General features: G+C 68.0%; 20 protein-coding genes and 1 tRNA gene. 11 read left to right on the forward strand and 10 right to left on the reverse strand.

The features are described 5' to 3' along the window. Positions 1-34: 34 nt before the first annotated feature. From ACLFA2_RS11710 to ACLFA2_RS11730, 5 genes are all read right to left on the reverse strand, one after another. Complete coding sequence (locus ACLFA2_RS11710; protein WP_021201319.1) at positions 35-1,459, reverse strand: dicarboxylate/amino acid:cation symporter; 1,425 nt, start codon at positions 1,457-1,459, stop codon at positions 35-37. Between the two features lie 214 nt (positions 1,460-1,673). Continuing rightward, positions 1,674-1,910: a helix-turn-helix domain-containing protein gene (locus ACLFA2_RS11715; protein WP_021201318.1), complete on the reverse strand. Its 237-nt coding sequence runs from the start codon at positions 1,908-1,910 to the stop codon at positions 1,674-1,676. Further along, positions 1,907-2,680: a hypothetical protein gene (locus tag ACLFA2_RS11720; protein WP_029259877.1), complete on the reverse strand. Its 774-nt coding sequence runs from the start codon at positions 2,678-2,680 to the stop codon at positions 1,907-1,909. The genes ACLFA2_RS11715 and ACLFA2_RS11720 overlap by 4 nt, the downstream gene beginning before the upstream one ends. Further along, positions 2,680-3,327 (reverse strand): hypothetical protein, encoded by a 648-nt coding sequence (locus tag ACLFA2_RS11725; RefSeq protein ID WP_029259878.1) that lies wholly within the window; start codon positions 3,325-3,327, stop codon positions 2,680-2,682. Before ACLFA2_RS11725 ends, ACLFA2_RS11720 begins: the two co-directional genes overlap by 1 nt. Beyond that, complete coding sequence (locus tag ACLFA2_RS11730) at positions 3,327-3,944, reverse strand: hypothetical protein (RefSeq protein ID WP_426621357.1); 618 nt, start codon at positions 3,942-3,944, stop codon at positions 3,327-3,329. The genes ACLFA2_RS11725 and ACLFA2_RS11730 overlap by 1 nt, the downstream gene beginning before the upstream one ends. Before the next feature lie 232 nt (positions 3,945-4,176). Here ACLFA2_RS11730 and ACLFA2_RS11735 point away from each other — a divergent pair, with 232 nt between their 5' ends. The 4 genes from ACLFA2_RS11735 to ACLFA2_RS11750 all read left to right on the forward strand — a co-directional run bounded on the left by ACLFA2_RS11735 (position 4,177) and on the right by ACLFA2_RS11750 (position 8,792). Beyond that, positions 4,177-6,711, forward strand: a complete 2,535-nt coding sequence (locus tag ACLFA2_RS11735) for an ATP-dependent Clp protease ATP-binding subunit (RefSeq protein ID WP_021201314.1) — start codon at positions 4,177-4,179, stop codon at positions 6,709-6,711. 98 nt (positions 6,712-6,809) lie between these two features. After that, complete coding sequence (locus ACLFA2_RS11740; protein ID WP_021201313.1) at positions 6,810-7,310, forward strand: amino-acid N-acetyltransferase; 501 nt, start codon at positions 6,810-6,812, stop codon at positions 7,308-7,310. A 68-nt stretch (positions 7,311-7,378) separates the two neighbouring features. Then, on the forward strand, positions 7,379-8,029 hold the full coding sequence (locus tag ACLFA2_RS11745) for a hypothetical protein (protein ID WP_021201312.1): 651 nt from the start codon (positions 7,379-7,381) through the stop codon (positions 8,027-8,029). 352 nt (positions 8,030-8,381) lie between these two features. Then, positions 8,382-8,792 carry a hypothetical protein gene (locus ACLFA2_RS11750; RefSeq protein WP_021201311.1) on the forward strand — a complete coding sequence of 137 codons (411 nt, stop codon included), beginning with the start codon at positions 8,382-8,384 and terminating at the stop codon, positions 8,790-8,792. Positions 8,793-8,820: 28 nt separating this feature from the next. On the opposite strand, the gene radA is transcribed toward ACLFA2_RS11750, so the two are convergent. Then, positions 8,821-10,188: a DNA repair protein RadA gene (radA, locus tag ACLFA2_RS11755; RefSeq protein WP_021201310.1), complete on the reverse strand. Its 1,368-nt coding sequence runs from the start codon at positions 10,186-10,188 to the stop codon at positions 8,821-8,823. Positions 10,189-10,288: 100 nt separating this feature from the next. On the opposite strand from radA, the gene ACLFA2_RS11760 reads away from it, so the two are divergent. The 5 genes from ACLFA2_RS11760 to cydC are packed head-to-tail and all read left to right on the forward strand — an operon-like array spanning position 10,289 to position 16,793. Further along, complete coding sequence (locus tag ACLFA2_RS11760) at positions 10,289-11,008, forward strand: helix-turn-helix transcriptional regulator (protein WP_021201309.1); 720 nt, start codon at positions 10,289-10,291, stop codon at positions 11,006-11,008. Beyond that, on the forward strand, positions 10,995-12,410 hold the full coding sequence (locus ACLFA2_RS11765) for a cytochrome ubiquinol oxidase subunit I (protein ID WP_021201308.1): 1,416 nt from the start codon (positions 10,995-10,997) through the stop codon (positions 12,408-12,410). The genes ACLFA2_RS11760 and ACLFA2_RS11765 overlap by 14 nt, the downstream gene beginning before the upstream one ends. A gap of 14 nt (positions 12,411-12,424) precedes the next feature. Then, the gene (gene cydB, locus ACLFA2_RS11770) at positions 12,425-13,453 is read left to right on the forward strand and encodes a cytochrome d ubiquinol oxidase subunit II (protein ID WP_029267678.1); all 1,029 of its coding nucleotides are present in this window, start codon (positions 12,425-12,427) and stop codon (positions 13,451-13,453) included. Next, on the forward strand, positions 13,450-15,108 hold the full coding sequence (cydD, locus tag ACLFA2_RS11775; protein WP_426621358.1) for a thiol reductant ABC exporter subunit CydD: 1,659 nt from the start codon (positions 13,450-13,452) through the stop codon (positions 15,106-15,108). The genes cydB and cydD overlap by 4 nt, the downstream gene beginning before the upstream one ends. Continuing rightward, positions 15,105-16,793: a thiol reductant ABC exporter subunit CydC gene (cydC, locus tag ACLFA2_RS11780; RefSeq protein ID WP_021201305.1), complete on the forward strand. Its 1,689-nt coding sequence runs from the start codon at positions 15,105-15,107 to the stop codon at positions 16,791-16,793. Before cydD ends, cydC begins: the two co-directional genes overlap by 4 nt. Before the next feature lie 45 nt (positions 16,794-16,838). Here cydC and ACLFA2_RS11785 read toward each other — a convergent pair whose 3' ends face one another. After that, positions 16,839-17,615 (reverse strand): hypothetical protein, encoded by a 777-nt coding sequence (locus tag ACLFA2_RS11785; RefSeq protein WP_021201304.1) that lies wholly within the window; start codon positions 17,613-17,615, stop codon positions 16,839-16,841. Between the two features lie 132 nt (positions 17,616-17,747). Here ACLFA2_RS11785 and ACLFA2_RS11790 point away from each other — a divergent pair, with 132 nt between their 5' ends. Together ACLFA2_RS11790 and ACLFA2_RS11795 are read left to right on the forward strand one after the other, a co-directional pair. Beyond that, entirely contained in the window at positions 17,748-18,794 is a 1,047-nt protein-coding gene (locus ACLFA2_RS11790; RefSeq protein ID WP_021201303.1) for a hypothetical protein, read from the forward strand. Between the two features lie 63 nt (positions 18,795-18,857). Beyond that, positions 18,858-18,948, forward strand: a tRNA-Ser gene (locus ACLFA2_RS11795). A gap of 111 nt (positions 18,949-19,059) precedes the next feature. On the opposite strand, the gene ACLFA2_RS11800 is transcribed toward ACLFA2_RS11795, so the two are convergent. From ACLFA2_RS11800 to ACLFA2_RS11810, 3 genes are all read right to left on the reverse strand, one after another. Further along, positions 19,060-19,464 (reverse strand): PIN domain-containing protein, encoded by a 405-nt coding sequence (locus tag ACLFA2_RS11800; RefSeq protein ID WP_021201302.1) that lies wholly within the window; start codon positions 19,462-19,464, stop codon positions 19,060-19,062. Continuing rightward, on the reverse strand, positions 19,461-19,715 hold the full coding sequence (locus tag ACLFA2_RS11805) for a type II toxin-antitoxin system VapB family antitoxin (RefSeq protein ID WP_021201301.1): 255 nt from the start codon (positions 19,713-19,715) through the stop codon (positions 19,461-19,463). The genes ACLFA2_RS11800 and ACLFA2_RS11805 overlap by 4 nt, the downstream gene beginning before the upstream one ends. A gap of 115 nt (positions 19,716-19,830) precedes the next feature. Continuing rightward, entirely contained in the window at positions 19,831-20,772 is a 942-nt protein-coding gene (locus ACLFA2_RS11810; protein ID WP_021201300.1) for a LysR family transcriptional regulator, read from the reverse strand. Positions 20,773-20,779 lie beyond the last annotated feature (7 nt).

Raw genomic sequence — 20,779 nt, forward strand, 5'->3', positions numbered from 1 at the left:
AGGGGCGAGGCGCTCTGCCGTTCGGCGGGAGCGGTCAGCGGGCGCTGACCGGTTCCTTGTCGGCGGAGGCATCCGCTTCGGGAGCGTCGTCGTCTCCGGAGTCGTCGGCGAAGGGCAGGCCCTCACGCGGCGCGTTGTAGAGCTCCTCGTTCAGGATGCCCTCGCGCTTGGCGACGATCGTCGGGATCAGCGCCTGGCCGGCGACGTTGACCGCGGTGCGGCCCATGTCGAGGATCGGGTCGATCGCGAGCAGCAGCCCGACGCCCTCGAGCGGCAGGCCCAGGGTCGACAGCGTCAGCGTGAGCATCACCACAGCACCCGTGGTGCCGGCGGTGGCGGCCGAGCCGACGACCGAGACGATGACGATCAGCAGGTACTGCACGAAGTTCAGCTCGATGCCGAAGAACTGCGCGACGAAGATCGCGGCGATGGCCGGGTAGATCGCGGCGCAGCCGTCCATCTTGGTCGTCGCGCCCAGCGGCACGGCGAACGAGGCGTACGAGCGGGGCACACCGAGGTTGCGCTCGGTCACGCGCTCGGTGAGCGGCAGGGTGCCGATCGAGGAGCGGCTGACGAAGGCCAGCTGCACGGCGGGCCAGACGCCCGAGAAGTACTGCTTGATCGAGAGGCCGTGCGTGCGCACGAGGATCGGGTAGACCACGAACAGCACGAGGGCCAGACCGATGTAGACGGCGGCGGCGAACCAGCCGAGGGAGGCGAGCTTCTCCCAGCCGTACTTGATGACCGCAGAGCCGATGAGGCCGAACGTGCCGAGCGGGGCGATGCGGATGATCCACCACAGCACGCGCTGGATGACCTTCAGCAGCGACTCGGTGAAGACGAGGAACGGCTCCGCCTTCTTGCCGGCCTTGAGTGCGGCGATGCCGACCACGGCCGCGACCACGATGACCTGCAGGATGTTGAAGCCGACGCTCGACGAGAAGGTGCCCTCAGCCGCTCCGGGGTTGGTGCTCACGGCGAGGCCGAGGAAGTTCTGCGGGATGAGCCCGAGCAGGAAGTTCCACCAGGTGCCCACGGTGTACGGGTCGCCCGGTTCGAGGCCCTCACCGGCGCGGTTGCCGGGCTGGATCACGAGGCCGAGGACGATGCCGATGATCACGGCGATGAACGCGGTGATCGCGAACCACAGGATCGTCTGGCCCGCCAGGCGTGCGGCGTTCTGCACGCGACGCAGGTTCGAGATGCTGGCGACGATCGCTGTGAAGATCAGGGGGACCACGGCGGCGCGCAGCAGCGTCACATACGAGTTGCCGATGGTGTCGAGTGTCGCGGACAGCCCGGTCGGGTTCTCGGCGGTCGCGCCGAGCTGGCGGCCGATCAGACCGGCGGCGATGCCGAGGACGAGAGCGGCGAGGATCTGGAAGCCGAACGAGGTCAGCAGCTTCCGGACCGGTCCGCGGGTATCAGGCGCCTTCTGGGCGCGTGCGGTGGTGCTCATGAGGGTGGGGACTCCAGAATCGCGGCGCACCGTGTGCGCGCCATGAGGCCCAACGCTATGACTCCCTGAGAATTCCCTGGGTGGATATGACGAAGGATGACGTTGTGAGCCGGAATCCGTTCGGTGCGGCGGGGAGGCCCGGTTCCGGTCGCACTTCCTGCCGCCTGAACGCGCCACGGGCGGCAGGAACTGCGACCGGGGAGAGCGTTCCCCGTCAGCGCGGGGCGAGCACCAGCAGCTCGCCGACCTCGCAGTCGAGGGCCTCGCAGATCGCGCGCAGCGTGGAGTAGCGGATGGCACGGGCGCGGTCGTTCTTCAGCACCGACAGGTTCACGATGCTCACCCCGACCGCGGCGCTCAGCTCGGTGAGCGTCATGCCGCGTTCGGCGAGCAGCTCGTCGAGTCGGCAGTGGATGCCGGTGAATTCGTCGTCGCTCTCCGCCGGGCTCACACCAGTCCCTCCGTGTCCTTCTCGAGAACCGCCTTCTCCTGCTGCAGTTGCGCCCTTTCCTGCTCGAGACGTGTGCCCTGACGGAACACGGCGGCGAGAGCGAGCAGCCCGAGCGCGCCGACGAAGGGGAGCGGCGTGACGGTCAGTTGGTAGAACGATGGGTACCACTCGCTGTCCGGTGAGAAGACCTCGCGAAGGCCGGCTGTGGCTGCGATACCGCTCAGGAGATCGGCCGCCACGCCGAACACGAGCACGGCGATCGCGCCGCCGGTGAGGCCACGCGTCACGGAGCGTGAGAACGCGCGGCCCCGCAACGTCTGGAAGCAGATGACCGCCACGATGACCGCGGGCATGGTGGCCAGAGCAAGGCTGCTCAGTTGTGCGGATGCCGCGAGCAACCGGAGCCCCAGCGACGCCTGGCCGACAGTGAACTCGGAGAGCTGCTCGCTGCCACAGGTCAGCATCGTCGTTGCGCTGTCACCGAACTCCGAGCACGCCAGACCGGCCGGCCAATCCAGATACACGTGGGTCTGACCGTCGAACTCCGCCCAGGGGACGGTGAACGCCTTGAAGATGTAGATCACAGCGCCCACCGCCGACATCAGGATCCACCACCCGGAGAGCGTGAGTGCCGCGTCGAGCGCGATCGTGCGGCTGCCCCTCCGGCGCCCTCTCCACACGACGACACCGAGGATGACCGCGATCACCGCGAGCGCGATCCCGATGTTGAGCAGGGACGGCCACACCTCGTCCGAACCGAAGCTGAGCATCAGACGAGTCCTTCCGTTTCCTTCTCGAGCGCGAGCTTCTCGTTCTGTAACCGGATGCCGCGGCGGAATGCCACCGCGATCAGACCCACCGTCACCCCGGTGGCGAAGATCGGCGCGACGCTCCAGAACTCGATCGGATGCACCGGTTCCCCGTCGCCGATGCCGAGAGCGGAGGTGACGCCGTTGCGGCCCATCGTCTCCAACATCACGATCAGGATCGGAGCGCCGACGAGCGTCCAACCGATCACGTCGAAGGCTCGCGCGTTCGGACGGACGAAGAAGCGTCCGCGGAGGAAGTTCCAGGCGACCAGCGTCACCGCCGCGATGACCGCGACGGCCGCGAGAGCCCACAGCGCGATGGCGGCGATGATGGCCGTGACCGAGGCCGCGTTCACCCCGTCGGCGATGACCATCGCCTCGTCCGCGAACCCCTCGATCGAGATGGCACCGGAGTCGGTCGTGGCGGAGATCGGCTGCTGGTCGATCGGGACCGTCCACGCGATCCCCGTTTCGCGGAAGGTGCCGGCGACGCGCAGGATCGTGGCGAATGCGACGGTGACGAGCGCCGCTGCAGCGTAGAGGATCACGGTGATGGCGTCAGCGGTCTCGGAGCGGGTGGCCGGGGAAGTCGTCTTCGTCGTGGTCATCAGACCAATCCTTCCGTCTCGCGCTGCAGTCGATCGCCGATCACGAACGTGGTGCCGATGACCGAGATGATGAACGCAGCCAGGATGAAGGTGAACGGCTCGATGCTGATCACCGCATTGTCGACAGCGTTCTCGGTGACCGCGGAGACGGCAGCGTTGGCCAGCATGTTGTCGAAGAACCGCACGGCCGCGAAGCCGAGCAGGCCGACGATGCCGGCGACCATCACGAGTCGCGTGTTGCGTCGGCTGAACACCGTGCCGCTCAGGATGCTGTGCGCCAGCAGCATCAGGCATCCGATCACGACGATGATCGCGACGATCTGGGCGAGCTGTCCGAGGACGCCCGCGCCGATCGCGATCCCCGGCAGGGTCGGGGCGGTGAGGATCGCCCTGTCCAGTTCGAGGGTGATGTTCGCACCACCTGCGCCGAGCGGAGCCTCGATCGGCTGATCCACGAACTCGACCATCACCGGGATCATCGTGCCGCTGAGCAGGGTGATGATGCGGATGATCGAGAAGACCGTGATGTACGCCGCGATCGCCACGCCGGCGACGCAGAAGGCGATGAGTGCAGCGGCGTCGCCGCGGGACAGAGTGCCCTGTTTCGTCGAGGTCATGATCGCTCCTTATCGATGATCGTTGTTAGCGATAAACGATAAGATAACGACAATCGATATGGTCGTCAATCCCCGTCGCTTTCGACACCTCGTCACACCGCCTGCCATAGCCCCGGTATGCCCACGGCGAACACGGGCATACGTGCCCCGCACGGTGGTTACTCTCGATGTACAGGCGCAGAGAACGCCACAGGTGTCAGCGCTTCGCCCCGTGCGAATAAGGAGTCACAGCATGTTCGAGAGATTCACGGACCGAGCCCGTCGAGTGGTCGTCCTCGCCCAAGAAGAGGCGAAGATGCTCAACCACAACTACATCGGGACCGAGCACATCCTGCTCGGCCTCATCCACGAGGGTGAAGGCGTCGCCGCCAAGGCCCTCGAGAGCCTCGGCATCTCCCTCGACGCCGTGCGCGAGCAGGTGCAGGACATCATCGGCCAGGGTCAGCAGCAGCCGACCGGGCACATCCCGTTCACCCCGCGCGCCAAGAAGGTGCTCGAGCTCAGCCTCCGCGAGGCCCTGCAGCTCGGCCACAACTACATCGGCACCGAGCACATCCTGCTCGGCCTCATCCGCGAGGGTGAGGGCGTCGCCGCCCAGGTGCTCGTCAAGCTCGGCGCCGACCTCAACAAGGTCCGCCAGCAGGTCATCCAGCTGCTCTCCGGAGCTCCCGGTCGCGAGCCGGCTTCCGTCGGTGCGCAGACCAACGACTCGCCGGCCGGCACCCAGGGCGGATCCGCCGTGCTCGACCAGTTCGGCCGCAACCTCACCCAGGCCGCGCGCGACAACAAGCTCGACCCGGTGATCGGGCGCGAGAAGGAGGCGGAGCGGGTCATGCAGATCCTCTCCCGCCGTTCCAAGAACAACCCCGTCCTGATCGGTGAGCCCGGTGTCGGCAAGACCGCCGTCGTCGAGGGGCTGGCCCAGGCGATCGTCAAGGGCGATGTGCCCGAGACGCTGAAGGACAAGCAGCTCTACTCGCTCGACCTCGGCTCGCTCATCGCCGGTTCCCGCTACCGCGGTGACTTCGAGGAGCGCCTGAAGAAGGTCACCAAGGAGATCCGCACGCGCGGCGACATCATCGTCTTCATCGACGAGATCCACACCCTCGTGGGTGCGGGTGCCGCCGAGGGCGCGATCGACGCGGCCAGCATCCTGAAGCCGCTCCTCGCCCGTGGCGAGCTGCAGACGATCGGTGCGACCACGCTCGACGAGTACCGCAAGCACTTCGAGAAGGATGCCGCGCTCGAGCGCCGCTTCCAGCCGGTGCAGGTCAACGAGCCCACGCTGCCGCACGCGATCAACATCCTCAAGGGACTCCGCGACCGTTACGAGGCGCACCACAAGGTGCAGATCACCGACGGCGCCATCGTGGCCGCGGCGAACCTCGCCGACCGCTACGTCTCCGACCGGTTCCTCCCGGACAAGGCCATCGACCTGATCGACGAGGCCGGCGCACGCCTGCGTCTGTCGATCCTGTCGAGCCCGCCCGAGCTGCGCGAATTCGACGAGAAGATCGCCGCCGTGCGCGAGCAGAAGGAGATCGCCTCCGAGGAGCAGGACTTCGAGAAGGCCGCCGCCCTCCGCGATGAGGAGAAGAGCCTCCTCGCCGAGCGTCTGCGTCTCGAGAAGCAGTGGCGTGCGGGCGACGTCGCGACCTCCGCGGTCGTCGACGAGGGTCTGATCGCCGAGGTGCTCGCACAGGCCACCGGCATCCCGGTCTTCAAGCTCACGGAAGAGGAGTCCAGCCGACTCGTCTTCATGGAGAAGGCCCTGCACCAGCGCGTCATCGGTCAGGAAGAGGCGATCGCCGCCCTCTCCAAGACGATCCGTCGCCAGCGTGCCGGCCTCAAGGACCCGAAGCGTCCCTCGGGCTCGTTCATCTTCGCCGGCCCCACGGGCGTCGGAAAGACCGAACTCGCCAAGGCTCTCGCCGAGTTCCTGTTCGACGACGAGGCTGCGCTGATCTCGCTCGACATGAGCGAGTTCGGTGAGAAGCACACCGTCTCGCGTCTGTTCGGTGCCCCTCCCGGATTCGTCGGATTCGAAGAGGGTGGCCAGCTCACCGAGAAGGTGCGGCGCAAGCCGTTCAGCGTGGTCCTCTTCGACGAGATCGAGAAGGCCCACCCGGACATCTTCAACTCGCTGCTGCAGATCCTCGAAGAGGGTCGACTCACCGACGGTCAGGGTCGGATCGTGGACTTCAAGAACACGGTCATCATCATGACCACCAACCTCGGTGCACGCGACATCGCGGGCGGTCCTGTCGGCTTCCAGATCGAGGGCAACGACTCGACCAGCTACGACCGCATGAAGGGCAAGGTGAACGAAGAGCTCAAGCGGCACTTCAAGCCCGAGTTCCTGAACCGTGTCGACGACATCATCGTGTTCCCGCAGCTCTCGAAGGAGGAGCTGGTGCAGATCGTGGATCTGTTCACCAAGCGCCTCGGCGAGCGTCTGCTGGACCGCGACATGACGATCGAGCTGTCGCAGGCCGCCAAGGAGCGCCTCATCGAGATCGGGTTCGACCCCGCGCTCGGTGCCCGACCGCTGCGTCGCGCGATGCAGCACGAGGTTGAGGACCGTCTCTCGGAGAAGATCCTGCACGGTGAGCTCAACTCTGGTGACCACGTGAAGGTCGACGCGAAGGACGGGCAGTTCCTCTTCGAGCACGGCCCGCGCGACGGCGGCCCCGTCGCGGTCGGCGTCAACACCGGCGGCGGCGCGATCGCCGGCACCCCCGATCTGGCGGTCGCCAGCGGGGAGTGACCTCAGTCGATTCATGAGAAGGGGCGGATGCTGCGGCATCCGCCCCTTTCCTGTGTCCGGTACAGGTGCCGCCGGGTCTCGGGTTCTAGGCTTGTGGTGTGAGCGAGTACATCGTCCGACCGGCGCGGAGCGCTGACATCGTCGGCATCCGCACCCTGCTGCAGCCGCTCGTCGAGCAGCGCATCCTGCTCGGCAAGGATCTGGCGGTGCTGTACGGCGCCGTGCAGGAGTTCGTCGTGGCAGAGGCCGACGGGGTGCTGATCGGGTGCGGTGCGCTGCACGTGATCTGGGAAGACCTCGGCGAGGTGCGCACCCTGCTCGTGCGCGACGACTGGCTGCACCACGGCGTCGGACGTGCGATCGTCGACCGCCTCGAGGAGAACGCCAGGATGCTCGGCCTGACCCGCCTGTTCTGCCTCACCTTCGAGGTGGAGTTCTTCGGACGACGCGGCTACACGCCGATCGGTGAGCAGGTCGTCGACCCCGACGTGTACTCGCAGCTGTTGCGCAGCGGTGACGCGGGTGTCGAGGAGTTCCTCGATCTCGCGCACGTGAAGCCGAACACCCTCGGCAACACCCGCATGCTCAAGGTGCTCTGACACTCCTTCGCCGGTCCGTGCCGAGGGGCCTCCCCGGGTCGTGGCAGAGGATCGCTTAGCCTGGAGACATGCCTCGTCCTTCCGCCGCCGTGTACCGTCGTCGGCGACTGGTCGTCCTGATCGCGCTCGTGCTGGCCGTCGCCGCCATCGGCATCGGAGCGTGGCTTCTGATCGCGCGACCGTGGGCTGCCGCAGGCACGGCGTCCACCCCGTCTCCGACGCCGTCGACATCTCCCTCGCCCTCCTCCAGCTCCACCGCTGACGGAGAGTCGCCGACCCCCGATCCGTCAGCCGAGCAGACTCCGGCGGTCGCGCCCTGCGAGGCGGCCGACATCGAGGTCGCGGCCGTGACCGACGCCGAGACGTACGCAGCCGGCGTGCTGCCGAAGCTCTCGATCTCGCTCACGAACAAGGGCACGAAGGACTGCACGATCGACGTGGGATCGACGACCCAGTCCTTCACCATCTCCAGCGGTGCCGACGTGTGGTGGCGTTCGACCGACTGCCAGGAGAACCCGAGCAGCATGATCGCCACGCTCACGGCCGGCACGACCGTCACGAGCAAGGACCCGGTCACCTGGGATCGCACGCGTTCGAGCGTCGAGACCTGCGCGCAGGAGAACCGACAGCGGGCACCGGGCGGGGGAGCCTCGTACCACGTCGAGGTCTCGATCGGCGGGTTCACGAGCCCGTCGAGCGCGCAGATCCTGCTCTACTGAGTCGTGCCGGATCGCGCTCCGCTGAGTTCGAAGGGATCCCGGTGAACCTCGTCGGAAATCGTTGCGAATCGGCGGATCTCGCACGAAACGGAGCGACATCGGCGGTCATCCCCCCGCGATGCTGACATCCGTGGGTCTTTGGGATACCATAGAAGCGACTCTCCGCATTAGCGGCACCAAGCCATCCCCAGTGGCGTCGAACTACAGCGTCCCCAGCGCTTCGACACCGCCGCCCGAGAGTCCGAGGGCCCTCTCGAGTACCCCAGTCCCCAATGTGGGACTCGAGAGGGCCCCAATCGTATCCACGGCCGAATCGGTGCTCTGCGCGTTGCGCCGTGAATAAGCTGGACACATGGCAGCGAAGAAGGCGAAGTCCGCGAAGAACAAGCCCGCACCCGAGGACTTCCGGTCGGATGCTCTGGCACAGGCCCTGGAGAAGCAGGACGTCGCCGCGGTCGCTCTCGCTCTCCGTCACGGCACCACCGTCGTGCCGCTGATCAAGCCCGGGGCGCGTGACAACCCGCTCGACAGCGGCGAGGTGTGGACATACCGTGACCCGAAGACCGGTGACCTCGCGCTGCTGCTGTTCAGTGACGCGAAGAACAAGCCGGCCAATCTGCCGCCGGGCGTGGGCATCTACAGCGCGGAGTGGCTGCGGAAGTTCCTGGCGGCGCATCCGATCACCACGGTCTTCCTCGACATCGCAGGGCCCCACCCGATGCAGGCGGACCCCGCCGAACTGCTCAAGGCGCTCGACGCCTGAGCCCAGCCTCCCGTCGGCGCGGTACCGGTCAGAACGGCGGGATGTCGCGGTCGGCGCGGCGTGAGGTGTTGCGCGCCCGCACATCGCCGAGCGCGGCGCGGAGCGTCTTCGAGCGATCGTCGACCACCTGCTCGTAGCCGAGACGCGCAGCCTCGGACCGCCGCTGTGCCGCCTGGGTCACCGGACGGATCTCGCCCGCGAGACTGAGCTCGCCCACCGCCGCGACGGTGCGCGGCACCGATATCTGTTGGATGGAACCGGCCACGGCGATGGCGATCGCAAGATCGGCTGCCGGTTCGGTGAAGCGCACGCCGCCGACCGTCGACACGTACACGTCGAGGCTGCCGGTGGGCACGCCTGCGCGCCGTTCGAGGATCGCCAGCACCATCGCCACCCGTGAGGAGTCGAGGCCGTGCACGATGCGGCGAGGATTCGGTGCGTTGCTGGGAACCGTCAGCGCCTGCACCTCGACAGGGAGCGCACGTCGTCCTTCGAGCGAGATCGCGACGCAGGTACCCGGCTCGGTGGCCCCTTGCGAGAGGAACAGCCCCGAGGGGTCGGGCACCTCGGCGATGCCGTCTCCGGTCATCTCGAAGCAGCCGACCTCGTCGGTGGGGCCGAAGCGGTTCTTGAGCGCGCGGATGAAGCGCAGCGAGGTCTGTCGGTCGCCCTCGAAGTGGCAGACGACGTCGACCAGGTGCTCGAGCACGCGGGGACCGGCGACCTGACCGTCTTTCGTGACGTGGCCGACGATGATGATCGGCAGATCGCGGTCCTTGGCGATGCGGATCAGGGTGGCCGCGACCTCGCGCACCTGGCTCGGCTGCCCGGCGGCACCGTCGATCAGCGACGACGAGACGGTCTGCACCGAGTCGACGATCACCAGCTGGGGCTTGACCTCGTCGATGTGGCCGAGGATCGTCGCCAGATCGGTCTCGCTGGCGAGGTAGAGCTCGTCGTGCAGGGCGCCGGTACGTTCGGCGCGCAGGCGCACCTGGCCAGGGGACTCCTCGGCGCTCGCGTAGAGCACGCGCCGCCCGCCGCGCGCGGCCTGGGCGGCGACCTCGAGCAGCAGCGTCGACTTGCCGACGCCCGGCTCTCCGCTGAGCAGGATGGCGGCGCCGGGCACGATGCCGCCACCGAGCACACGGTCGAACTCGCCGACGCCGCTCGAGCGCCGCGGAGCATCCTGCGTCGTGATCTGCGTGATGGGCCGAGCGGCACGGTCGGCCGTCGGGGCGACGGGGCCGACGCGACGGAGGATGCCGGTCTGCGCCGCCTGTTCCTGCACCGTTCCCCACTGCTGACACTCGCCGCAGCGGCCGACCCACTTCGCGGTCGTCCACCCGCATTCCGTGCACACGTACGCGGGAGGAGCGGGTTTCCGGGTGGCCATGCCCCCAGGCTATCGCCGGCATCAGACATCCCTATCGGCCAGGTGTTTATTCACGGCCATACCTCTCGGCAAACTCGCAGCGTCGCGGGATACTGGGTTCATGGCCAACGGCGGGCCCGTGTGCGGGCCGATCTCGAGCTACTCCCGGGTGCAGATCCTGCACTTGCTCTTCGAAGCGGGAAGTTCGCAGACCCGAGGAGAGCTCTCGATCACCGAACTGTGCGACGCCACGGGGCTCCACGCCAACACGGTTCGCGAGCACCTGCAGCGCCTGATCGAGGGCGGCTACGTGATCCCCACGATCGAGCACCGCACCACGAGAGGGCGGCCGCGCACGCTGTACAGCGCCGCCACCGGGGCGCCCGGAGCTTCCAGTCCGGTGGCGCGGGACAAGGCCAAGGCCGCCGCCCGCCGTGGGGACCTGATGCGGAGCATGCTCCCGGATGCCGTGGCGTCCGGACTCGGCCGAGAAGCCACCTATCAGCTCGACGCGCTCGTGGAGCACCTCGAGGAGAGCGGATTCGAGCCCGTCCTCGACGACCGTCGGCTCACCGTCGACCTCAGCCCGTGCCCGCATGCCGCCGGACGATCGGAAGACCGCCCGATGCTGTGCCGCGTGCACCTCGAACTCATGCAAGGCGTCCTGAACGAGGCAGGCGGACCACTCGAAGCCGAGTGCGTACGCGATGCTGTCCTCCCGTCGGACTGCACCGTGCAGCTGCGCGACACCACCGCGCCGCTGGTCGAGGGAACGGAGCCGCCGCGTCACCGCACGACGCAGCGGCACCACAGAACAGGAGTCGTGCATGGAATGGCTTGATCCGCTCGCTCTGGCCCGATGGCAATTCGGGCTGACGACCGTCTACCACTACCTCTTCGTGCCGCTGACGATCGGCATGGCGCTGGTCGCCGCGATCTTCCAGACGGCGTGGGTGCGCACCGCGAAGGTGCAGTACCTGCACCTGACCCGCTTCTTCGGCAAGATCTTCCTGATCAACTTCGCCATGGGCGTGGTCACCGGCATCGTGCAGGAGTTCCAGTTCGGCATGAACTGGTCGGACTACTCCCGCTTCGTCGGCGACGTCTTCGGTGCTCCGCTCGCATTCGAGGGACTGCTGGCCTTCTTCTTCGAGGCGACCTTCATCGGGTTGTGGATCTTCGGCTGGGACAAGCTCCCGCAGAAACTGCACCTCGCCACGATCTGGTGCGTCTCGATCGGCAGCATCCTTTCGGCGTACTTCATCATCGCCGCCAACGCCTTCATGCAGAACCCGGTGGGCTACACGTTCAACGAGGCGACCAACCGCGCGGAGCTGACCGACTTCTGGGCGCTCCTGACCAACCCGGTCGCGCTCGCCGCGTTCCCGCACACGATCTTCGGCGCGTTCATGTTCGCCGCCGGTGTCGTCATCTCGGTCTCGGCCTGGCACCTGTCCCGCGGTCAGCACTTCGACACCATGCGCATCTCGCTGAAGTTCGGGCTGTGGGCCATGATCGTCTCCACCGCGGGCGTCGTGCTCACGGGCGACCAGCTCGGCCTCGCGATGTACGCCGCGCAGCCGATGAAGATGGCCGCCGCCGAGGCGACCTTCAACACGGTGTGCGGGCCGGATGCCTCGTTCAGCATCTTCACGCTCGGCACACCGGACGGCAGCTCCGAGCTGTTCTCGATCCGCGTGCCGTATCTGCTCTCGCTGCTGTCGACGCACACGCTCGACGCGTGCGTGCACGGCATCAACGACCTCAACGCCGAGTACGCCCAGACGTACGCCTCCACCGGTCTGACTGACTTCGCCCCGATCCTGTGGATCACGTACTGGGCCTTCCGCTGGATGATCGGCCTGGGCATCGCCGCAGCGCTCGTCGCCGTCGCGGGCCTCTGGGTCACCCGCAAGGGCGCCAAGAAGCCGGTCGCACCGTGGATGTGGAAGGTCGCGATCTGGTCGTTCCCGCTCGCGCTGGCCGCCAACATCATGGGCTGGGTCTTCACCGAGATGGGAAGGCAACCCTGGATCGTGTTCGGGCTGATGACCACGCAGGACGGCGTCTCGCCGGGCGTCAGCGGCCTCGAAGTGCTGATATCGCTCATCGCGTTCACGGCGATCTACGCGGCGCTCGCCGTCGTCGAGATCCGCCTCATCATCCGGGCCGCCCAGAAGGGGCCCGACACCGAAGAGAAGCCGCATGACGAGACGGCCCAGCTGCCGTCGGTCGTCTACTGAGAGGGAGGAGCATCATGGATCTCGCAACACTCTGGTTCTTCATCGTCGCCTTCTTCTTCGTGGGCTACTTCGTGCTCGACGGCTTCGACTTCGGCGTCGGCATGTCCCTGCCATTCCTCGGCAAGAACGACGTCTCGCGCCGACAGGTCATCAACACGATCGGCCCGGTCTGGGATCTCAACGAGACCTGGGTCATCGTGGCCGGCGCCGTGCTGTTCGCGTCGTTCCCCGAGTGGTACGCCACGCTGTTCAGCGGCTTCTACCTGCCGCTGCTGCTGATCCTGCTCGCGCTGATCCTGCGCGGTGTCTCGTTCGAGTACCGACACCAGCGTGACAGCGCGAAGTGGAAGGCCGGCTTCGACCGGATGATCGTCATCGGCTCGGTCGTTCCCGCACTGCTGTGGGGCGTCGCGTTCGGCAACATCGTGCAGGGCGTGGCCATCGATGAGAACCACATCTACGTCGGCGGGTTCTTCGCCCTGCTGAACCCGTACGCACTGCTGGTCGGCGTCACCACGCTGCTGCTCTTCTTCCTGCACGGCGTGCTGTTCGTGGCGCTCAAGACCGATGGTCAGGTGCACGAGGACGCGCAGAAGCTCGCGAAGAAGGCCGCCATCCCGACGATCCTCGTCGCAGCCGCGACGGTGATCTGGACGGTCGCGATCGCGATGGGCCGTGAGGCTCCGCTGCTCTGGCTGGTCATCGGCGCCGGCGCGCTCGCGGCGGTCAGTCTGATCGCGGCTGTCGGGCTCTCCATGGTCCGTCGCGACGGGTGGGCGTTCTTCTCCGGGATGCTCACGGTGCTGTTCGCCGTGGTCATGCTCTTCTCCGCGCTGTTCCCGTACGTGATGCCGTCGACGATCGACCCGGCGTACAGCCTCACTATCGCCAACGCGTCGAGCACCCCGTACACACTGCAGATCATGAGCTGGACGGCCTTGATCGCGATGCCGCTCGTGCTCGCGTACCAGGCGTGGACCTACTGGGTCTTCCGCAAGCGGGTCACCCGGAAGTCGATCGAGGGGGCTCCGGCACACGCGTGAAACCCGTCGATCCGAGACTGCTGAGATACGCGGGTGCCGCGAGGGGTTTCCTCGCGGCATCCGCGTTGATCGGCGTCGTCCAGACCGCGGTCACGATCGCCTTCGCGTGGCTGTTGACCGATGCGATCACGGGGGCGCTCGCGGGGCGGGACGTCACCTCGTCGCTGCTCTGGCTGCTGCTCACGGCTCTGCTGCGAGGCCTGCTCATCGCGGCCTCTGATGCGGCGGGGACACGGGCGGCCGCCAAGACGGGGATGCAGCTGCGCACGGCGCTCGTGGCTGCGGTCGGGAGACTCGGGCCAGGGTGGCTCGCGCAACGCAACCAGACCGCGCTCGCGGTGACCGCGGGCCACGGACTCGAAGCGCTCGACGCCTACTTCGCGCGTTACATCCCGCAGCTCGTGCTGACCGTGATCGCGACGCCGGTGCTCGTCGCGGTCATGTGGTGGCAGGACTGGCCGAGCGGACTCACCGCGGTGATCACGCTGCCGCTGATCCCGCTGTTCCTCATCCTGATCGGCATGGCGACCCGCACCGTCCAGACGCGGCAGTGGCAGACGCTGCAGCGCCTCGCGGCACGCTTCGCCGACACGGTGCAGGGGCTGTCGACGCTGCGACTGTTCGGGCGTGATCGTCGGGCTGCCGACCGCATCGAGGTCACCGCGGACGAGTACCGCCGCGAGACCATGAAGGTGCTGCGGTTCTCGTTCCTGTCCGGCTTCGCGATGGAGCTGCTGGCCTCGATCGCGGTGGCTCTGATCGCGGTGTCGGTCGGCTTCCGGCTGCTGTCGGGTGATCTGACTCTCGAGGTCGGGCTGTTCGTGCTGCTGCTCGCTCCCGAGGCGTTCCTGCCCATCCGGCAGGTGGGGGTGCAGTTCCACGCTGCCGCCGAAGGGGTTGCGGCGACGGAGGACGTGTTCGAGGTGCTGGACGCGGCGGGGGAGCGTGCGCGGATGCAGGAGCTTTCGACGGATGCCGGAGGAATCGCCGTCGAAGCCCCCGGCATCCGGGAATCGGTCATGCAGGTGGAACCGGCGAAGGGCGGAAACCTCGTGGTAGACGGTCTGCGGGTGCGCGACCTGCCGCCCGTGTCGTTCGCTGCCGGGCCGGGGACCATCACGGTCCTTGAAGGGCCGAGCGGGTCGGGGAAGTCGTCGCTGCTGGCCGCGCTCCGGGGCGCGGCCGAGTTCGAGGGGACAGCGTCCTACGGCGGCGCGGACGTGAGGGGGATCGCGCCGTCGGTGTGGCTCGCCTGGGCGGGACAGGCACCTGGCCTCACGCGCGGGACCGTGGCGGCGAACGTCACCCTCGGTGATCCTGAGCCGGACGCCGACCGGGTGCGCGATGCGCTCGACGATGCCTGCGCCGAGGGCATCGACCCCGCGCTGGAGCTCGGCGTGCAGGGAGCGGGGCTGTCGGGTGGGCAGGCGCAGCGAGTGGCTGTCGCTCGAGCCCTGTATCGCCAGGCATCGGCGTCCGGACGCGTGCTCGCACTCGATGAGCCGTCGAGTGCACTCGACCCCGAGACCGAGGACCGGCTGTGGCGATCGCTGCGCGAGAAGGCGGATGCCGGTGCGACGATCCTCCTCGTCTCCCACCGTCGGACCGCACGGGAGATCGCGGATCAGATCGTGGAGCTGGGGGTGAACGCATGACTGCACCCCGCACAACCGACACAGTGCATTCCCGCGGTCACCGGGTCGGCGCCATCCTGCGACTCGCGCAACCGCCGCTCGGCCGCTTCGTGCCGGGTCTGATCTGGGGTCTGCTCTCGGCCGCCGCCGCCGTGAGCCTGCTCGCCGTCAGCGGGTGGCTGATCGTGAGCGCATCGATCGTCGACTCGCTGGTGCCGCTGTCGATCGCCGTCGTCGGTGTGCGCTTCTTCGCCGTCTCGCGCGCGGTCACCCGCTATCTGGAGCGCCTGAGCGGACACGATGCCGCGCTGCGTCAACTCGCCTCGACCCGCGCCGACATGGTGCGCCGACTCATCCCGCTGTCGCCAGCGGGACTCGGCGCGACGGATCGCGGTCGGGTTCTCGCAGCTCTCGTCGACGACGTCGAGAACCTGCAGAACCTGCCGCTGCGGGTGGTGCAGCCGCTCGGGGTCGCCGCTCTGGTCGCTATCGGGGCCGTCGGGTTCATCGCGTTCGTATCGCCCGCCGCCGCGCTCACGCTGGCCGTGTGCCTGCTCGTCGCTGCGGCAGCCGCGATCGGTTTGGGGTGGGTGTTCGGCTCACGCGCCGAAGCGCAGGTCTCGGAACGTCGGGCCGAGCTCTCGGCGGCCCTCGTCGACTACTTCGGCAGCCTCGACGTGCTCATCGCCTATAGCGCGGAGGAGCAGGCCCGTGCACGGATCACCGCAGCGGATGCCGCGCTGCGACGCGTTGTCGACCGTGCCTCGCTCGCGCAGGCCGTAGCCGCCGGCGTGGTCTCCGCGGTCGCCGGAGTCGCTTCGGTCTGGGCGCTCGCCGCGGCGGCTCCCGGCCTCTCGGACGGCTCGATCGACGGGCCGTGGCTGGCCGTGGCCGTGCTCGTGCCGATGGTGGTGTTCGAGATCTTCGGCGCGGTGCCGATCGCCGCCGCATCGTGGCGGAGCGTGCGTTCCAGCGCGGAGCGCATCGTCGACGTGCTGCCCGAGCGGATGCCGGACGAGCTGCGCGTCGACGCGGGTGATGACGTCGAGTTCGAAGGCACCCCGGCTGTAAGCCTGCGCGACGCGCGTGCGACCTGGCCTGGCGGGACGCCCGCTCTGAGAGGCGTGGATCTCGACCTCCGACCCGGCGAACGGGTGCTGGTCGCGGGGCCGAGCGGGGCGGGCAAGAGTTCGCTCGCGGCGACCCTGGTCGGCTTCCTGCGCGTGGAGGGCGAGTATCTGGTCGGTGGTCGCGATGCCGCGGAGCTCTCGGGTCCGGCGCTGCGACGCGTGATCGGGCTGTGCGAGCAGAGTCCTCAGCTGTTCGACGAGGACATCCGCCAGAACCTGCTCTTCGCGCGGGACTCCGCCTCGGACGAAGACCTGCAGGCGGTGCTCGAGCGGGTCGGCCTCGGTGACTGGGTGCGGGAGCGTGGGGGCCTCGATGCGCGGGTCGGCGACCGCGGCGCGCTGGTGTCCGGTGGCCAGGCGCAGCGGATCGCGCTCGCCAGGGCGCTGCTGCGCGGCTTCCCCGTGCTGGTCCTCGACGAGCCGACGGCGGGGGTCGATCCGGAAGCATCGAATGCCCTGCTGCGTGATCTGCTGCAGGCCGCGGGGGAGCAGTCGGTGCTGCTGATCTCGCACGTGGCGCCTCCCGAGGGGACGGTCGACCGCGTGGTGCGGATCCACGACGGCCGCACGATCTGAGGGGCAGCGAGAAGGAGCCTGTGGGGAGACCCGCGGGCCGTCGCCTCAGACGTTCATGTCGACGGGCGGTTCCATCACGATGCCTTGAGCCTCGAACGCGCGACGGCGCTCCTCGATGCGGCGGTGCAGCTCGACCTGCGCATCGTCGACGAACTGCGGGTCGAGGTCGACGGTCTTCGGGTGCGGGTCGCCGTGGTTGGCGGCGATGTAGGCGTCGAGCTCGGGGCCGCTGGTCCATGACGTGATGAGCGCGTACCGCGGGGCGGTGCCGCGGTGCCAGACCGCGTGCCAGAAGCGCTGGGTGTCGACGATGATGCGCGAGCCGGCGCGCAGCGGCAGGCGGATCTCGGTCGCCGGATCGAAACGGTCGGCGCGCAGGATCAGCATCGACTCGGTGTCGTCGGAGAGGTTGAAGAACCCGCGGACGACCCAGCCGGTGCCCTCTTCGTTGAGGCGGTTGTTGTCGTCCTGGTGCAGGTTGTAGATCGCGTCGGCGTACTCGTTCGGCTGCAGCTCGATCACGCGGCAGCGGCCGATGCCGGCGCCCGGCTCCTGTGCCCGGCGTTGGAGCGTCGGGGCGACCGCGACCTGCGAGGCGACCCAGACGCCATCCTTGTCGGTGCGCGGCGGGGTGTGGTTCCAGAAGCCGTTGCAGTCGACGTCGCCGGCATAGCTGGTGAGCGGGGCGAAGCGCGTGATGCCGGAGGAGCGCCAGCCGACATACTCCAGGCCCAACCATTCGGCGGGATCCGTGGCGGAGGTGTGGTCGTCGAGGACCACGTAGCCGGTCTCGGACAGCGCCTCGGACGTGATGAAGCCCATGATGAATACCTTCCCGTCATCGCTGCCCCCACAGGCGGCGGGTTCTTAGGCCATCCTAACTCGAATGCCCACCGCAGCGTGGGGGTCTCGCCGGGGAAAAGGCCCGACGGGAGCGTCGATATCCTGAGGGGTATGACTCAGCCGCAGGGTGCCCTCCTCGTGGGCAGCGTGAATTACGACGATGCCGAGACCACGATCCGCACCGCTGCGAAACTACTCGGCACCCGGCTCCGTCGCATTCCGGACGGCGAGGTCGGCAAGCGGTTCCACTGGATCATGTTCCAGCCCGACGTGATCGGTGAGGCCGAGGGCATCGAGCGCACAGGCGACGAACCCATCCCGTTCCCCGCCGGCATCGACGCCCGCGGCCTGCGCATCGCCGAGGGAGTGGATGCTGCGAGCATCAAGATGCCGCCGCTGGGGTATGCCGCCGCCGCGATCGAGTCGTATGCGGTGTTCGAGCGACTACGGGCCGAGGGCGCGGTGCCCGCCGGCGTGCGGTTCCAGGTGTCGCTGCCGACGCCCCTCGCCGTGATCTCCTCGTTCTTCCACGGCGATGACCGCGCGGCCATCGAGCCCGTCTACACCGCCGCGATCCTGCGCGAGCTCGACGAGATCCTCGAGGCCATCCCGCACGAGGACCTCGCGGTGCAGTGGGACGTCGCGAGCGAGATGGGCATCATCGAGCGCGCCGCGGGCTACGGAGCGGTCATGGAGGCGTGGTGGCCTGGCGACCCGTTCGACGGTCTGGTCTCGCGCCTGGCCGCACTGGTCGACGCGGTGCCCGCCGACGTCGAGGTGGGTGTGCACCTCTGCTACGGCGACGCGGGGGAGAAGCACTTCTTCGAGCCGCGCGACGCCGCGAACCTGGTCCGGTACGCGAACGCCGTGGTGGCGGCATCCGCCCGTCCGCTCACGTGGCTGCACCTGCCGGTGCCGATCGACCACGACGACGAGGCCTACTTCGCCCCGCTCACAGGCCTCGCCCCGGTCGGCGAGCTCTACCTGGGCCTCGTGCACCGCGAGGACGGGGTGGAGGGCGCCGCCCGTCGCGTCGCCGCCGCGACTCCGTTCGCCACCGAGTTCGGGGTCGCGACCGAGTGCGGCATCGGGCGCGCGCCCGCGGGATCGACCGAGGGCATCCTGCGCACGCACGCCGAGGTCGCCGCCGCCTGGTGACGTGCGCGGCGGCGTGCGGGTCTCGATTCGCGTGCGGGCCCCGCGTCGCGTAAGCTATTCCGCGGTGACGTGTCCGAGCGGCCGAAGGTGCAACTCTCGAAAAGTTGTGTAGGGTAACCCCCTACCGTGGGTTCAAATCCCACCGTCACCGCCATGGAAGCCCCCTCCGAGTGAGGGGGTTTTTCCGTATCATCACGGGGCTCTCCGAGAGCGAGCGCTCTTGCCTGGAAGTTCGATGGCGCCGCACGCTCACATGTGTCTGACCTCAGGCCGCGACGTACTCCTGGCGGACTCGTCCCTCAGTCGCCATCTCTATGTACCCGAAATCCTGGTCCGAGTTCAGGATCACTGCGTCGTTGGCGACCGCGTATGCGGCGATGAGGCAGTCGAAGGCTGCGGCTGCTCTCATGAGCCCTGTGTCCCACAGCGCCTGCTGAAGGTCGAGGGCGTCACGCTCGTCGGGGTGTTCCCACGCGGGGAGCAGCCCCTCCATGTCCGCACGCAACTCTGCGTACTCCTTTGCATTGCGCGCGGAGTGGCAGTACTCGAGGACCTGCGGCGGGCACGTGATGATCAGGTGATTCGGCGACAGGGCCCGGAGCCTGTCGCCGATCGCCGTGCTCCTGCCTGCCTTCTGCCAGATGCTGTTGTCGACGAGGTAAGTGGTCACCGAACGGTGCTCTTCTCCCGGGGAGCGCCCGTGTCGGGATCCGGACTCGTGTCCGGAGCGATCGTCGGCGCGTCGATCTGGTCAGTGTCGAAGTGGCGAGCGATGATGCGCTCCACGGCGGCGGGCTGGCGGCGCACCGCGATGAGCGTGCGCAGCGCGAGATCCACCGTCTCGCGGTTGGAGGTCGTGCCGGCAAGCTTCTTGGCCTGCTGAAGCTCGTCGGGGTCGATGTCAATCGATGTGACGGCCATGGCTCCTCCTTCGCGGAAGTTCTGTATAAGCCATTGTATAAGAATCTTTGGCGGGGTGCACGATCTCTCGGTGCCCTGTGGAGGCGGAGCTCCTCTCCCCCCGGAGGCGTACCCCTCAGCCGAGCAACTCCACCCCGAACTCGGAGACCACCGTGCGCAGTTCGGCGAGGTAGCGCTGTGCCTGCTCGGTGAGGGGGATCGCCGCATGCCCGATCCAGCCGATCTCGATGTTCTCGTCGACGTCGAGCGGGATGGCGACGATCTCGGGGTCGAGGTCGTCGCTGATGATGCCCGTCGAGATGGTGTAGCCGTCGAGGCCGATCATCAGGTTGAAGATGGTCGCGCGGTCGGAGACGCGGATGTCCTGGGGGCTGGAGAGGGTGGAGAGGATCTCCTCGGCGAAGTAGAAGGAGTTGTTCGCCCCCTGGTCGAAGGTGAGCCTCGGCACGTCGGCGAGATCGTCGAGGGTCACGCGATCTCGGGTGGCAAGGGGGTTCTTGCGGGAGATGAAGATGTGCGGCTGTGCGACGAAGAGCGGGTGGAAGGCGAGCCCGGAGTCGCGGAGCAGCTTGTCGATCACGTTGCGGTTGAAGTCGTTCCGGTAGAGGATCCCCAGCTCGCTGCGGAGCGTGCGGACGTCTTCGATGATGTCCCACGTCCGCGTCTCCCGCAGCGAGAACTCGTACTCGGCAGCCGAGGTCGCCTTCACCATCCGCACCAACGCGTCGACGGCGAACGAGTAGTGCTGGGTCGACACTCCGAGCAGGCGTCGCGACGGCGGACGACCGAGGTAGCGCTGTTCGAGGAGCGCGACCTGCTCGACGACCTGCCGGGCGTATCCGAGGAACTCCACACCGTCGGTCGTGAGCGTCACGCCGCGGGCGGAGCGGAGGAGGAGCACGCGCCCCACCCTGCTCTCCAGATCCTTCATCGCCGCCGACATGGTGGGCTGGGCGACGTAGAGCAGGTCGGCGGCGGCGCTGATCGATCCTTCCGCAGCGACCTCGATGTAGTAGGTGAGCTGTTGCAGGGTGATGCCGCTCGAACGCTTGGCCATAGATTCA

The sequence above is a fragment of the Microbacterium sp. As-52 genome, assembly GCF_049949185.1.
Lineage (GTDB): Bacteria > Actinomycetota > Actinomycetes > Actinomycetales > Microbacteriaceae > Microbacterium > Microbacterium maritypicum_A.